This window comes from Rhodococcus sp. OS5, assembly GCF_056837585.1.
In genome coordinates, this window is the sequence record NZ_CM166368.1 from 4,158,356 (window position 1) to 4,172,880 (window position 14,525).

At 63.2% G+C, this 14,525-nt stretch carries 14 protein-coding genes; all 14 read right to left on the minus strand.

All coding sequences use genetic code 11. The annotated features are described in order from the left end of the window. Nucleotides 1-9: 9 nt before the first annotated feature. Nucleotides 10-1,653, minus strand: a complete 1,644-nt coding sequence (atpA, locus tag ACVZUB_RS19350; protein WP_007726218.1) for a F0F1 ATP synthase subunit alpha — start codon at nt 1,651-1,653, stop codon at nt 10-12. Between the two features lie 62 nt (nt 1,654-1,715). After that, complete coding sequence (locus ACVZUB_RS19355; RefSeq protein WP_003941304.1) at nt 1,716-2,540, minus strand: F0F1 ATP synthase subunit delta; 825 nt, start codon at nt 2,538-2,540, stop codon at nt 1,716-1,718. A gap of 5 nt (nt 2,541-2,545) precedes the next feature. Beyond that, nucleotides 2,546-3,106 (minus strand): F0F1 ATP synthase subunit B, encoded by a 561-nt coding sequence (locus ACVZUB_RS19360; protein WP_003941337.1) that lies wholly within the window; start codon nt 3,104-3,106, stop codon nt 2,546-2,548. 7 nt (nt 3,107-3,113) lie between these two features. Continuing rightward, on the minus strand, nt 3,114-3,356 hold the full coding sequence (locus ACVZUB_RS19365; RefSeq protein WP_003941327.1) for an ATP synthase F0 subunit C: 243 nt from the start codon (nt 3,354-3,356) through the stop codon (nt 3,114-3,116). Between the two features lie 83 nt (nt 3,357-3,439). Next, entirely contained in the window at nt 3,440-4,267 is an 828-nt protein-coding gene (atpB, locus tag ACVZUB_RS19370; RefSeq protein WP_003941403.1) for a F0F1 ATP synthase subunit A, read from the minus strand. A gap of 280 nt (nt 4,268-4,547) precedes the next feature. Next, nucleotides 4,548-5,018 (minus strand): Cg1360 family ATP-synthase-associated protein, encoded by a 471-nt coding sequence (locus tag ACVZUB_RS19375; protein WP_030537336.1) that lies wholly within the window; start codon nt 5,016-5,018, stop codon nt 4,548-4,550. 32 nt (nt 5,019-5,050) lie between these two features. After that, nucleotides 5,051-6,238: a glycosyltransferase family 4 protein gene (locus ACVZUB_RS19380; RefSeq protein ID WP_003941359.1), complete on the minus strand. Its 1,188-nt coding sequence runs from the start codon at nt 6,236-6,238 to the stop codon at nt 5,051-5,053. After that, complete coding sequence (locus ACVZUB_RS19385) at nt 6,235-7,560, minus strand: serine hydroxymethyltransferase (RefSeq protein WP_482627665.1); 1,326 nt, start codon at nt 7,558-7,560, stop codon at nt 6,235-6,237. Before ACVZUB_RS19385 ends, ACVZUB_RS19380 begins: the two co-directional genes overlap by 4 nt. Nucleotides 7,561-7,562: 2 nt before the next feature. Next, complete coding sequence (locus ACVZUB_RS19390) at nt 7,563-8,225, minus strand: L-threonylcarbamoyladenylate synthase (RefSeq protein WP_003941345.1); 663 nt, start codon at nt 8,223-8,225, stop codon at nt 7,563-7,565. Then, complete coding sequence (gene prmC / locus ACVZUB_RS19395) at nt 8,222-9,154, minus strand: peptide chain release factor N(5)-glutamine methyltransferase (RefSeq protein WP_030537333.1); 933 nt, start codon at nt 9,152-9,154, stop codon at nt 8,222-8,224. The genes ACVZUB_RS19390 and prmC overlap by 4 nt, the downstream gene beginning before the upstream one ends. Nucleotides 9,155-9,231: 77 nt before the next feature. Further along, nucleotides 9,232-10,311: a peptide chain release factor 1 gene (prfA, locus tag ACVZUB_RS19400; protein ID WP_003941341.1), complete on the minus strand. Its 1,080-nt coding sequence runs from the start codon at nt 10,309-10,311 to the stop codon at nt 9,232-9,234. A 146-nt stretch (nt 10,312-10,457) separates the two neighbouring features. Further along, nucleotides 10,458-10,694, minus strand: a complete 237-nt coding sequence (gene rpmE, locus ACVZUB_RS19405; protein WP_003941310.1) for a 50S ribosomal protein L31 — start codon at nt 10,692-10,694, stop codon at nt 10,458-10,460. A 225-nt stretch (nt 10,695-10,919) separates the two neighbouring features. Then, entirely contained in the window at nt 10,920-13,067 is a 2,148-nt protein-coding gene (gene rho / locus ACVZUB_RS19410; RefSeq protein WP_221742662.1) for a transcription termination factor Rho, read from the minus strand. A gap of 503 nt (nt 13,068-13,570) precedes the next feature. Next, a complete protein-coding gene (gene thrB, locus ACVZUB_RS19415; RefSeq protein WP_007726194.1) occupies nt 13,571-14,515 on the minus strand; it encodes a homoserine kinase in 945 nt (314 codons plus the stop codon). Nucleotides 14,516-14,525 lie beyond the last annotated feature (10 nt).

Here is a 14,525-nt window from a genome sequence, read left to right on the forward strand (position 1 = left end):
GCGCGTACGTCACTTGCTGACGGTCTTGCGCTTGACGTTGATCTGCTCGTTCGCGACCTCGTCGGCGCCCAAAGCGTCAGCCTCGGCTTCGTTCACGACCCGGCTTCCGTCGGATGCGATGAAGCCTTCCTTGAACTTGTTCGTCGCGGCGATCAGCTCAGCAGCGTTGTCGGCATCGAGTGCCTTACCGCCGTTGATGCTGGAGTAGACGCCAGCAGCCGAGTGCTTGAGGTCTTCGAGCAGTTCCTTCTCGAAGCGACGGACGTCGCCGATCGGAACGCTGTCGAAGATGCCTTCGCCGGCCAGGTAGATCGAGACGATCTGGTCCTCGACGGGGATCGGGCTGTACTGATCCTGCTTGAGCAGTTCGACCAGACGGGCGCCGCGCTCGAGCTGAGCCTTGGAGGCAGCGTCGAGGTCGGAAGCGAAGGCGGAGAACGCTTCGAGCTCACGGAACTGAGCCAGTTCCAGACGCAGCGAACCGGAAACCTTCTTCATGCCCTTGGTCTGTGCAGCGCCGCCGACGCGGGAGACCGAGATACCGACGTTGATCGCGGGGCGAACGCCCTTGTTGAACAGGTCGGACTCGAGGAACACCTGACCGTCGGTGATGGAGATGACGTTGGTCGGGATGTAAGCCGAGACGTCGTTCGCCTTGGTCTCGATGATCGGCAGAGCCGTCAGCGAGCCACCGCCGAGTGCGTCGGACAGCTTCGCCGAACGCTCCAGCAGACGGGAGTGCAAGTAGAAGACGTCACCGGGGTAAGCCTCGCGTCCCGGCGGGCGACGCAGCAGCAGCGAGATGGCGCGGTACGCCTCTGCCTGCTTGGTCAGGTCGTCGAACACGACCAGAACGTGCTTGCCCTGGTACATCCAGTGCTGGCCGATGGCCGAGCCGGTGTACGGTGCGAGCCACTTGAAGCCTGCGGAATCAGATGCCGGAGCAGCAACGATGGTGGTGTACTCCATCGCGCCCTTCTCCTCGAGGGCAGCCTTGACGCCCGCGATGGTGGAACCCTTCTGACCGATGGCAACGTAGATGCAGCGCACCTGCTTGTTGACATCGCCGGAATCCCAGTTGGCCTTCTGGTTCAGGATGGCGTCGATGCAGACCGCGGTCTTGCCGGTCTTGCGGTCGCCGATGATGAGCTGGCGCTGGCCGCGGCCGATCGGGGTCATGGCGTCGATAGCCTTGATACCGGTCTGGAGCGGCTCTTCGACCGGCTGGCGCTCGAGCACCGAAGCAGCCTGGAGCTCGAGTGCACGGTTCTCGGTGCTCTCGATCTCGCCGAGGCCGTCGATGGGCGCACCCAGCGGGTCGATGACGCGGCCGAGGAAAGCATCGCCGACGGGAACCGACAGAACGTCGCCCGTGCGCTTTACTTCCTGGCCTTCTTGAATGTTCTGGTAATCGCCAAGGATGACGGCACCGATTTCGGTGGCATCCAGGTTGAGCGCGACGCCGACGATTCCACCGGGGAACTCCAACAGCTCGTTGGACATAGCCGAAGGCAGGCCAGAGACGTGCGCAATGCCGTCACTGGTGTCGGTCACTGTGCCGACCTCCTCACGGGAGGCCTCCGGGGAGTAGCTCGCGGTGTAGTTGTCGATCGCGCTACGGATCTCGTCGGAGGAGATCGTCAGCTCCGCCATGTTTTTCCTGCTCTCGGTGTCTGGTCTTCGAAAAGATCTGGAGTATGTGTTCGGCTGAAGGACTACTTGAGGTTCTTCCGCAGTGCTGCGAGTCGACCCGCTGCGCTGCCGTCGATAACCTCGTCGCCCACCCGGACGACCAAGCCGCTGAGGAGTTCTGGATCGACCTCGACGTGCACTGCTACCGGCTTCCCGTAGGTGCGGGTAAGAGTGCTCGCCAAGCGATCCGACTGCTCCGAGCTCAACGCCGAGGCGCTGCGAACGTGAGCAACGGTGGTATCGCGCTGCGCTGCGGCAAGATTCGACAGCTGATCGAAAGTGTCTGCGGGTGCAGACTTCAACCGGCCGACAGCCTGTCCGGCGAGTGCCTCGGTGACCGCGGTGACCTTGCCGTAGAGCAAGCGGGAGAGGAACTCACGCTTGCGGGCTGCGGGAACCGACAGATCCGAGAGCGTCTGCTCCAGGCTGGGATCCCCTGCCACGATGCGACCGAGACGGAAGAGCTCGTCCTCAACGGTGTCCAACTGGCTCTGATCGGCTGCGGCGCGGAGCAGAGCTTCGCGTCCGAGCAGTTCGAGCGAGTTGACCAAGTCGCGGGCCGCAGACCAGTCCTGGCCTGCAGCTGCCTTCACGGTGGCGAGCGCCTCGGCGCCGACCTTTCCGGAGAACAACTGCTCTGCCAAAGCCTGGCGACCAGCGGCCGGTGCCGAAGCGTCAGCCAGCGCGCTGCGAAGAGCGCGCTGGCCGTCGAGTACCTCGACCACCGAGAAGAGCTCGGACCCAGCCTGAGCAGAAGCAGCAGTTGCGGCTCCTGCAGAGACGGCGCCCAGGGCACTGCTCAGCGCAGAACGAGTCTGCGCCAAGGCTTCACGGCTCGCTGCGTACATGTTGCTCACTTCCTGGCTGAATCAGCGCTGACGGTGTCGAGCTCGTTGAGGAAACGATCAACCGTTCCGGCGCGCTTCACGTCGTCGGCGAGGGACTCCCCGATAACCTTCTCGGCCAGGTCTACAGCGGTCTTGCCGAGATCCGAGCGGAGCTCAGCGACAATCTGCTGACGCTGGGCGACGAGCTGGCTGTGGCCTGCGGCCACGATGCGGTCGCTCTCGTCCTGCGCCTGAACCTTCATGTCAGCGATGATCTGCTGACCCTGGGTACGCGCTTCCTCACGGATCTGCGCTGCCTCGGTACGAGCTTCGGCGAGCTGCGCGCGGTACTGCTCGAGCGCTGCTGCTGCCTCCGCCTGTGCGTCTTCGGCTTTCTTGATGCCGCCCTCGATCTGCTCGGTGCGTTCGGCCAAGACCTTCTGGAACTTCGGAAGAACGAGCTTCCAGAAGACGAAACCAACTACTACGAGCGCGACCGCGGACCACACGATGTCGTATGTCTCGGGGATGAGGGGATTGTGTTCAGTCGTCCCCTCCGCCGCGAGAATTGCGATGGTGGCTGCCATGTCGGTCTTAGAAGATGAAGCCGGCGACGAGGCCGATCAGCGCGAGGGCCTCGGTGAATGCAATACCGAGGAACATGGTGGTACGAACCTGGCCGGCCATCTCGGGCTGGCGGACCATGCCTTCGATTGCCTTGCCCACAACGATGCCCACGCCGATGCCGGGGCCGATTGCTGCGAGGCCGTAGCCGATGGCTCCGTAGCCGCGCGACTTGGTCTCGACAACTTCCTGAGCGAGGTAAGCGATGCTCATGGTGTTCCATTCCCTTTCTGTTGACCTCCGCCGGATTCGGCAAGAGGCTCAGTTCTTGGTGTAGCTGGTGAGGAGGTAAAAGGTCAGTGCTCGTCGGCGTGGAGCGCCAGATCGATGTACACCGCGGTCAGCAGCGCGAACACGTAAGCCTGCAGGAAGATGACCAGCAGCTCGAAGAACGTGAATGCGATACCGGCAATGATCGACGGAACACCGAAGATCGCCTGGAATCCGCCGGACACGAAGAAGAAGTAGTTCGTCGCGCTGAAGAACAGCACCAGCAGGATGTGGCCGGCCAACATGTTGGCCATGAGACGAACCATCAGCGTGAACGGGCGCAGGATGAAGGTCGAGATGAACTCGATGGGCACCAACAGGAAGTGCAGGGGCAGCGGGACGCCGGGAACGACGATGCTGCTCTTGACGTACTTGAAGAAGCCGTACTTCTTGATTCCCACGTAGTTGAACACGATGTAGGCGAGCGCTGCGAGTACCAGCGGCATACCGATTCGTGCGTTCGGCGAGATGTTCAGGAAGGGAATGACGCTGGCCAGGTTGCTGGCGACCACGATGAAGAAGATCGTCGTGATGACCGGCAGGAAGCGCTTGCCCTGTTCCTTGCCCAGGATCTCCTCGGCGATGTTGATACGAACGAAGTCGAGCGCGAGCTCAGCTGCGTTCTGCAGTCCACGGGGAACCAGTCGAGGGCTGCGCATTGCGATCACGAAGAAGGCTGCGACCAGCACCGACATCAGCAGACGAATCAGCATCAGACGGTCGAGCTCGAAGGGGCCCGCGTGAATCAACACGGAGGGCGGGAAAAAATCGTCTAGTGACGGCGCATGGAATTCATCCGCGGCCAGGGTGGTGACGCTCAGCGTTCTCTCCCGTAGTCGGTCCGCAGCCATCATTGACTGCGGTTCGATCGGACATTGACGATCTACAAGTCGACAAGTTCGACTCGCGCATTCGTCAGCAGCTGGAGAACCCTAGAGGGGCCTGGCGTCTGTCGGTGTCGGCGACTCTCGTCGACTCAGTGGTCAGAATTTCGACCACCTGCGAGCACATGGCATCGTCGGCTGAGTGTTACTCGGCCCACCATTGCTCTCGCTTGAACCGAACCTTATCAAGTCATCTACGACATTGTGTAGATGGGGTACCTGGAAGTCCGATTAGTTACCTCTTGTAGTACTACTCGTCGTCGTCGACGTTGCTGCTGGGAGCGGGATCGACGTACGGAGTTTTGGTTCCCAGGACGCCGTAAGTCTCCGCACCGAGCACCACGACCAGCGACATGATGATGACCAGGACGAGGGCGGTCTTGTTGTAGAAATCCATGTCCGAGAGGACAAAGAGAACCACCATCGCGAGAATCATCTTCAGCAGCCAGGTACCGAGCAGAACGGCACCGGCCGTGAGCGCAGGCAGCTTCGCTGTGAGCAGCACGCCCAACGCCGTGAACAAGATGAACCCGCCGCCGACGGCTGCGCCGATCAGAGCGCCGTAGACGCCTTCCTTACCGGCGAAGAGCCCGCCCAGGAGCGCGCCGACCACGGCCAGCGCGATCAGCCCCATCACACCCCACTTCACGGCCGACTTCATGGCGGCGGTCGAATCAGGGATGGGTTGCGAGGCAGGTACAGGCTGCGGCGTGTTCGTCACGATGCCCAAGGGTAATGGATCGGAAAACTTGGCTAGCGACGCTGCTGCTTGCGATCGATCAGCGAAGGCACCGCAGTGAAGAACAACGCAAGAACCAAACCGGCCGCGACGAGTACAACAACCAGCTGACGATTGAGCAGCGAGGATCCGACGGCACCGAACGCCAGGACGCTGACCCACAGGTAGATGACCAGCACAACTCGTCGGTGCGTGTGTCCGATCTGCAAGAGGCGATGATGCAGGTGCATCTTGTCCGGACTGAACGGACTGACGCCCGCTTTCGTCCGGCGGATCACGGCCAGGAGCATGTCCAGCATCGGGATGAACATCACAGCCCCGACCAGCAACAACGGCGCGAGGAGGCCGACGAGGTCGCGGGTTCCGTAGGCAGTGAGCGGAATACGACCGGATGCACTGGTGGAGATCGCGGCCAGCATGAGACCGATCAACATCGACCCGGAATCGCCCATGAAAATGCGCGCTGGATTGAAGTTGTGTGGAAGAAAACCGAGACAAGCGCCTGCCAAAGCCGCCGCGATCATCGCCGGCGGGTAGACACTCGCGTCGCCGCCCTGATCGTGGAGAAGACCGATCGAGAAGATGAGGATGGCGAGCGCCGCAATCAGACCCAACCCGGCGGCCAATCCGTCGAGACCGTCGACAAAATTCATGGCGTTGATGGTCGCGACGGCAACAGCAACGGTGAACAGTCCGGATTGAATCTGATCGAGGATGATGGTGGACCCACCGTCACCGCCGAACGGGTTGTAGATGATGAACCAGCTGACGCCCATCACCACGAGAACGCCGGCAGCAGTCACCTGACCGACAAATTTGGTGAGGGCGTCGAGGCCCCACCTGTCGTCGATCACACCCACGAGGACGATGACGGCGCCAGCTACGAGCGCAGCGTGTACGTCAGGACTGCCGAAGCCGAAACCTCTTGTGAGCGCGGGTAATTGCTGCGCAAACAGCAGACCGACAGCCATGCCGACATACATTCCGACGCCACCGAGACGGGGAATCGGCTCGACGTGAACGTCCCGATCACGAGGAATCGCGACAGCGCCGAACCTCAGCGCCAACAACCGGACTGCGCCAGTCGCCAGGTAGGTCACCACCGCCGCCGTACACAGCACGAGCAAAAGTTCACGGATGGGAACACCCGCTCCCCCGCCACCCTGTGCCAGATACGTGGTCGCCTCGTAGGAAGTGATCACTGCTCGAGATCACCCGTCTGGCGGGCATAGGCAGGCTTTGCCCGGACCAGTTCGCGAACGCCTTCGGCAACTGCTGCCAACTCGGCCTCTCCTGACGTGGTGGCGGGGTCCGCGACAACTGCGCGCGCGATCAACTCCCCCACCACTCTCATGTCGGAGCGGTTGAAACCCTGGGTCGTGACGGCCGCGGATCCGACGCGGATTCCGGACGTGACGGCGGGCGACTGCGGATCGAACGGAATCGCGTTCTTGTTGAGCGTGATCGAAGCCAGTCCGCACCTACGCTCGGCGTCGACTCCGGTGACACCGCTTGCGCGCAGGTCGAGAAGCGCCAGATGTGTGTCGGTTCCACCGGACACGGTGCGCAGGCCGCGAGCTTCCAACGACTGCGCGAGTGCCGATGCGTTGGCAACCACTTCCTGTGCATACCAACGATATTCCGGCGTCGACGCTTCCTTGAAGGCAACCGCCTTCGCAGCGATCGCATGCATCATCGGGCCGCCTTGAATGAAGGGGAACACCGCGCGATCTACAGCCGAGGCATGCTCGCTGCGGCACAGGATCATTCCGCCGCGCGGGCCTCTGAGGACTTTGTGCGTCGTCGCGGAGACGACGTCGGCGTACGGAACGCACGAAGGTATCGCCCGGCCTGCCACGAGTCCGATGAAGTGGGCGGCGTCGACCCACAGGATCGCACCGACCTCGTCTGCGATCGAGCGGAAGGCTGCGAAGTCGATGGTGCGGGAGTACGCGGTCGCGCCGGCGACGATGATTTTCGGCTTGTGCGCCAGAGCTAGGGTGCGAACCTCGTCGTAGTCGATCAATTCGGTGGCCGAATCGACGTGATAGGGAACGGTGGTGAACCACTGCCCAGAAAAGCTGACGCGAGACCCGTGAGTCAGATGCCCACCGTGCGGCAGACTCATCGCCAATACGGTGTCGCCGGGCTTGGCGAATGCGGCGTACACCGCGAGATTCGCAGTGGCCCCCGAATGCGGTTGGACGTTGACGTGCTCGGCGCCGAACAGCGCCTTTGCCCGATCGATCGCCAGATTCTCGGCTACGTCGACGTACTCGCACCCGCCGTAGTAACGCCGACCCGGATAGCCCTCGGCGTACTTGTTGCTCAGGGTCGAACCCAAGGCAGCCAGTACGGCAGGGCTGGTGAAGTTCTCGCTCGCGATGAGTTGAAGTCCGTCGCGCTGACGCTCGAGTTCGGCCAGCGCAACAGCCGCGATCTCGGGGTCTGCCGTGGCAAGCTCACCGAAATCCGGTCCCCAATACGTGGATTCCCCCGCGCGCTCGCCGCCGGCGCCGACCATCGTTACGAAACTCCCTCTACGAGACTTTCCGGACTGGTGCCCAATACCTCGGCGATGGATTCTGCCGAGACGGCACCCACTCGCAAGATACGCGGTGAATTGCCGGTCAGGTCGACGATCGTGGAAGCAACGGCGTGTTCGGCCTTGCCCCCGTCGAGATACACGCTGGCAGATCCGCCGAGCTGATCTCGGGCTTCCTCGACGGTAGTTGCCGGCGGACGCCCCGAAATGTTGGCGCTCGAGACGGCAAGCGGTCCGACATCGCGCAACAGTTCGAGGGCAACCGGATGCAAGGGCATGCGGAGCATGACGGTTCCGCGGGTATCACCGAGGTCCCAGGCAAGTGAAGGCGCCTGCTCGACGACCAGGCTCAGTCCGCCGGGCCAGAATGCGCGGATCAGATCCCGTGCCTGCGGGCGCACGCTGTAGACGAGCCCGTCGATGGTGTTCCACGATCCGACCAGAACCGGGACGGGCATGTCTCGCCCGCGTCCCTTGGCGCGCAAAAGACTCGTGACAGCTTCGCTGTCGAACGCGTCGGCGGCGAGTCCGTAAAGGGTGTCGGTAGGGAGAACTACGAGTCGGCCGGCCTTGAGCGCGTTCTTCGCGGCGGCCAAGCCTGCGGTTCGGGAATCTGTCTGACTGCAGTCGTACACGGTGCTCACTCAGCCATCCTTTCACTCTGCGCTTCGGGCGTTCGATTCCGCTGTGCTTCGACGTCGGTGGCGACACGTCTGGCGACGACGAATCGCGGACGACCGGCAAGATCTGGATGCTGCGCGACCTCGCCGAATACCCGGCGCGCCGAGAACAGCGCAGCGACGCCGTCCCCGTTGGTGTCGTCGTGCTCGATGCCTGCCGCGCCGCCGATTCGAAGCCACCGTGCGATGTTGCTGATCATGGGTTTGATGACGGACAGACCGTCGGTACCGCCGAACAGTGCGGTGTGTGGGTCGTAATCCATGACCTCAGGCTGCAATTGCGCGCCTTCGGGGATGTACGGCGGATTGGACACGACCAGATCGACGCCGCCCTCGAGCCCTGGCAACAGGTTCCGATCGGTGACATCACCCTGATGCAGATGGATCGGTGTATCACCGGCGGCCTCGCGGTCGGCAGCATTGCGACGCGCCCACGCCAACGCGGCGGGCTCCTTCTCCACGGCGTGAACGACGGCGTCCGGACGGGCCTCGGCGATGGACAGCGCGAGTACACCCGATCCCGTGCACAGGTCCAGAACTACCGGCGGCTTGCTTCCGCAACCTTCGAGGAACGAGAGTGCCCAACCCATGAGCAGTTCGGTTTCCGGCCGCGGAATGAAGACACCCGGCCCGACAGCGACGTCGATGTTGCCCATCGACGCGACTCCGATGATGTGCTGCAACGGAATCCGCTTCACCCGTTGGGCAACCAACTCGTCGAACGCCGCGATGACCTCGGGATCGACCAACGGAATCAGTCCGAGACGCGTGCGTTCGACCCCGAGCAGGTGGGATGCCAACAACTCGGCGTCGGTGCGTGGGCTGGGCACACCTGCGGCGTCGAGCTGTTTTGCAGCTTCGATCAGCGCCAAACGAAGTGGAAGTCGACTCACGGGTACAGCCTGCCACGCTCGACCGACACGCGGTTCACCGAGTTCCCGGCGGGATGGAGGTCAGTCATGGTCTGCATCTACTCGGCCGCGAGACGCGCCTCTCGGTCCGCCTTGCCCAATGCATCGAGAAGTGCGTCGAGCTCACCGTCGAGCACCGCGTCGAGGTTGTGCGACTTGAATCCGATGCGGTGATCGGTGATGCGGTTCTCGGGGAAGTTGTAGGTGCGGATGCGCTCCGAACGGTCCACCGTCCGAACCTGACTCTGGCGACCTGCCGACGCTTCAGCGTCCGCGGCTTCCTCGGCGACTACCTGCAAACGGGCTGCAAGGACCTGCATGGCGCGCGCCTTGTTCTGGAGCTGCGAACGCTCGTTCTGGCAGGTGACGACGATGCCGGTCGGAAGGTGCGTGATTCGGACAGCAGAGTCGGTCGTGTTGACGCCCTGACCGCCCTTGCCGGACGAACGGTAGACGTCGATACGCAGGTCACTTTCGTCGATCTGGACCTGCTCGACCTCTTCGGGCTCCGGGTAGACCAGAACGCCGGCAGCCGAAGTGTGAACGCGTCCCTGGGATTCGGTGACAGGCACTCGCTGGACGCGGTGAACGCCGCCCTCGAACTTCAGCCGCGCCCACACTCCGTCCGGGGTGTCCGACTTGCTCTTGATCGACAGCGTGGCTTCCTTGTATCCGCCGAGATCGGAGACCGTCGCGTCGAGAATCTCGACGCGCCAGCCATGCCGTTCCGCGTAGCGGACGTACATGCGGGCCAGGTCCGAGGCGAAGAGCGCGGATTCTTCGCCGCCCTCACCGGACTTCACTTCGAGGACGATGTCGTCGCCGTCGTGCGGATCACGCGGCGCCAACTGATCGGTAAGCGTCTGCTCGAGCTGCGCGACCTCGGCTTCGAGATCGGGGATCTCGGCGGCGAAGCTGGAATCGTCGGCGGCTAGTTCGCGCGCGGCTTCCAGATCGTCCTGCGCAGCGGTGAGCTTGTTGTACGTCGACATGATCGGCGAGAGCTCGGAGAACCGTTTACCGACGCGCCTGGCAGCGGCAGGGTCGTTGTGCAGCGCCGGATCGGACATCTGTGCTTCGAGACCGGCGTGCTCCGCCAAGATGTCGTCGATGGCCGAGGGCTGGGTTGCGCCTGCCATGGTTCGCTCCGCTCTGAGTTTCGATTCCTACGGTGCGCGCTTGAAGGTATTTCGACGCCGGGACCCAGGAAACGCGCAAACCGAGTGCAGGCACAAAAAAGCCGACGCCCGATCTGCGCATGGCAGATCGGGCGTCGGCGGAACAGCTAGGACTCGGTGGCCGGGACCTTGCTGTCTGCGCGCTTGCCGTAGCGAGCCTCGAAGCGAGCGACGCGTCCACCGGTGTCGAGAATCTTCTGCTTGCCCGTGTAGAACGGGTGGCACTGCGAGCAAACCTCGACGTTGATGCGTCCGGACTCCTTGGTGCTGTGGGTCTCGAACGTGTTACCGCAACCGCAGACGACGGTGGTCGCTACGTAGGTTGGGTGGATTCCTGCCTTCATGGTGTCCCTTTCAATGGTCGCCGGGTCGACGTCGCCAATCGACATCGTGAACCGGAACCGGACTCGGCCGTTCAGTATGCCAGATGCGGTACCTCACCGGATAATCCGCGTCTCGCACGCCTCGGGGTGGCTGTACGAAGTTGTCAACGCACTGCCCCTCGGTTTTGTTCCGCCCACGCAAAAGGCCCACAACCAGCTGGTTGTGGGCCTTTGACGTCGAGTCGATCAGTCGTCGATCGCACCCGGTGCGGTCTTGGAGACCTGCATCAGGAACTCGAGGTTGTTCTTGCTCTTCTTCAGTCGATCGATCAGCAGATCGATGGCCTGATGCGAGTCCAGACCGGACAGGACGCGGCGGAGCTTGTGCAGCACCGCAGCTTCGTCCGGGCTCAGGAGCAACTCGTCCTTACGCGTGCTGGACGGGTTGACGTCCACGGCCGGGAACACGCGGCGTTCGGCGATCTTGCGATCGAGCTTGAGCTCGGCGTTGCCGGTGCCCTTGAACTCTTCGAAGATCACGGTGTCGCCGGTGGATCCGGTCTCGACCATTGCGGTAGCGATGATGGTGAGCGATCCACCGTTCTCGATGTTGCGGGCAGCACCGAGGAAACGCTTCGGCGGGTAGAGCGCCGTCGAGTCGACACCACCGGAGAGGATGCGTCCCGACGCCGGCGAGGAGTTGTTGTACGCACGACCCAGACGCGTGATGGAGTCGAGCAGTACGACGACGTCCTTACCCATCTCGACCAGGCGCTTCGCACGCTCGATTGCCAGCTCGGCAACTGCGGTGTGATCTCCCGGCGGGCGGTCGAAGGTGGAGGAAATGACCTCACCCTTCACGCTGCGCTGCATGTCGGTCACTTCCTCGGGGCGCTCGTCCACGAGGATGACCATCAGATAGCACTCAGGATTGTTGGTGGCGACCGCATTCGCGATCGCCTGCAACACGCTGGTCTTACCGGCCTTGGGCGGGCTGACGATGAGGGCACGCTGGCCCTTACCGATGGGCATCACCAGGTCGATGACACGCGTCGTGAGAATGTGCTGCTCGGTCTCGAGGCGCAGACGCTGGTTCGGGTACAGCGGCGTGAGCTTGTTGAACTCGGGGCGCTTCTTCGCGGCCTCGACGTCGCCGCCGTTGACCGTGTCGATGCGAACCAGCGGGTTGAACTTCTGGCGCTGGCTGCCCTGCTCACCGTCACGCGAGACGCGGACGGCACCGGTGATGGCGTCGCCACGGCGAAGGCCGTTCTTGCGGATCAGGTTCATGGAGACGTAGACGTCGTTGGGACCGGCGAGGTACCCGGACGTACGCACGAAGGCGTAATTGTCGAGGACGTCGAGGATGCCGGCGACCGGCTGAAGGACGTCGTCCTCACGAATCTCGGTCTCGCGTGAATCGTTGGGTGCGCCACCCTCACCGCGATCGCGACCACGGCCACGGCGCTCGCGGAAACGGCGTCCGCGGCGTCCGCGTCCACCCTCTTCGTCGTCGTCCGGTCCGTTGTTGCGGTTGTCCGTACGCGGACCGGCGTTGTTCTGGCCGGCGTTGTTCTGATTGCCGCGATCCTGACGGTCCTGGCGATCCTGGCGATCCTGGCGATCCTGGTTGCCCCGGTTGCCCTGGTTCTCGCGCTGGCCCTGGTTGTCCCGCTGGCCCTGGTTGTCCCGGTTTCGCTCGCGGCGGGGACGCTCGTTGCCCTGCTCGGCGGGAGCCTGATCAGCGTCGGACTTGCCCTCGGTGCGCGCAGGACGCTCGGCCGGAGCCTCGGCCTTGGCGGTCTCGGCGACCTTCGAAGAATCGGCGGCCTTCGCGGTGTCCGCGTCGGACTTCGCCGAAGGCGCTTCCTGCTCGATACTCAGTTCGCCCTGGTCGGGTGAACCTGCACGACGAGCGGCGCCACGACGCTGACGTCCGCGACGGGGTGCGCTCTGATCGGAATCCTCGGCGGATTCCGTACGCGCAGGCGCGGCCTCGGCAGGAGCCGACTCGGCTGCCGGAGCTGTTTCGGCTGCGGGGGTTTCGGTGCGTGCGGCGCGAGTGCTCTTGGCACGAGTGCGGGCAACGGGTGCGTCGTCGAGAGTGAGTTCACTCTGTGCGGGTGCAGCCTTCGCGCTGCCGCCCTGGCGCTCCTTGATGGCTGCGATCAGGTCACCCTTGCGCATGCCGGAAGTGCCTTTGATGCCCAGTTCACCCGCAAGAGTGCGGAGTTCGGTGAGCACCATGCCGGAGAGTCCGGCACCACGGCGCGTTTCGGCACGCTTCGTGGAGGTCGCCACCGCACCGTTCGATGCTGAAGATGACGCCTGAGAATTGTCGCCTGATTCCGACCCGGCGGGTGCAGAAGTGGCGATGAGGTCCGTATCGGTCACGGAGGTCCTTTCCTTCCCTCACTCGCACTGCGCAAAGTCGAGGGTTCGTCCCGCAGTTCGATTGAATACCGAACTCGGTGGTGCCGTACGTGGTTGCTGTCCAGAACTGCCGGCTTGTCCGCCGTCACATGATTGTCGGAAACTCTCGCCTCAAACTTTTCATGCGCTCGCAAACCTGCCCAACGCGCCTTCGTCGACGATTCACTCCCCCGTGTGTTGAACCCCAGAGTGATGGAACCTCTGAGTGTTCGATCCGCGGAGGATTCAAACCTTCGGAGAAGGTACAAGCGTGAGGATCATGCCTGCGAGAATCATGCCAAGGACTGTGGACCCCGATTGGGAAGGAGTTTTGCCCCCTGGTGATGCACCGGCGACTGACGCGCACGATGTACGGACATAGCCCAGGATAGCGCCCAAACCTGAGTCCGGCAAGAATTTGGATGACTGGGTGTGTCAGTTCACTACCGATCGGTAGTGGGCGATCACCAGGACCAAGGCAGGGATCAGACCGTCGTCGTGGATACTTCGACGCCGTCGGCGATGTCCAATTCGAGCACACGTAGTCCGTCTGCCCGCGCCGCTTCCGCGAGTTCGACGGGGAAAGGTTCTGTGCTGAGCGCCAACACGGTGGGGCCGGCTCCCGAAACGGTCGCAGCAATACCCGCCTCGCGCAGGATCCCGATCCATCGCGTCGTGAGCGGAAGCGCGGGTGCGCGCTGTGCCTGATGCAGGCGATCCTCGGTGGCCGCCATCAACAGATCGGGCCGAGCAGTGAGCGCAACGACGGCGAGCGCGCTGCGGCTCGCGTTGAACGAGGCATCCTGGTGCGGAACCAATTCGGGCAGGAGCCCGCGAGTGTGTGCGGTGGACGACCGCTCCTCGGGAACCAGTGCCACAGCACGGATGTCGGGATGGACGTCGAGTTTGGCCGCGGAGTAGATCGGCTCGTCGCCTTCGACGGCCGGTGGGCAACTCCACGAGACGACTGCGCCACCGAGAACACTGGCAGACGCGTTGTCCGGGTGACCTTCGAACTCGGACGAGAGCTGAACCAACTGCTCTTCCGTCAAGCCGATCTCGGCATCGAGAGCGCGCGCCAGACCGTTGGCTGCTGCCAATCCACCGACAGCCGCGGAAGCCGAGGATCCCAACCCGCGCGAATGTGGAATCGCGTTGCGGCACAACACGTCCAGGCCACTGGCCCACACTCCGGCCGCCTCGAGACCACGCTCGATGGCGCGGACCACGAGATGCGAAGGACCCCAGGGCACGTCGGCAGCGCCTTCACCTTCGACGCGAATCTGAAGGCCTGAATCCGTTGTGGTGACTACGATTTCGTCGTACAACCCCAACGCCAGACCGAGGGTGTCGAACCCCGGCCCCAAGTTTGCACTCGAGGCCGGGACGCGAGCAGTCACCGAAAGGCCGATAGGCAGGGTTATAGTCATGTCAGACACC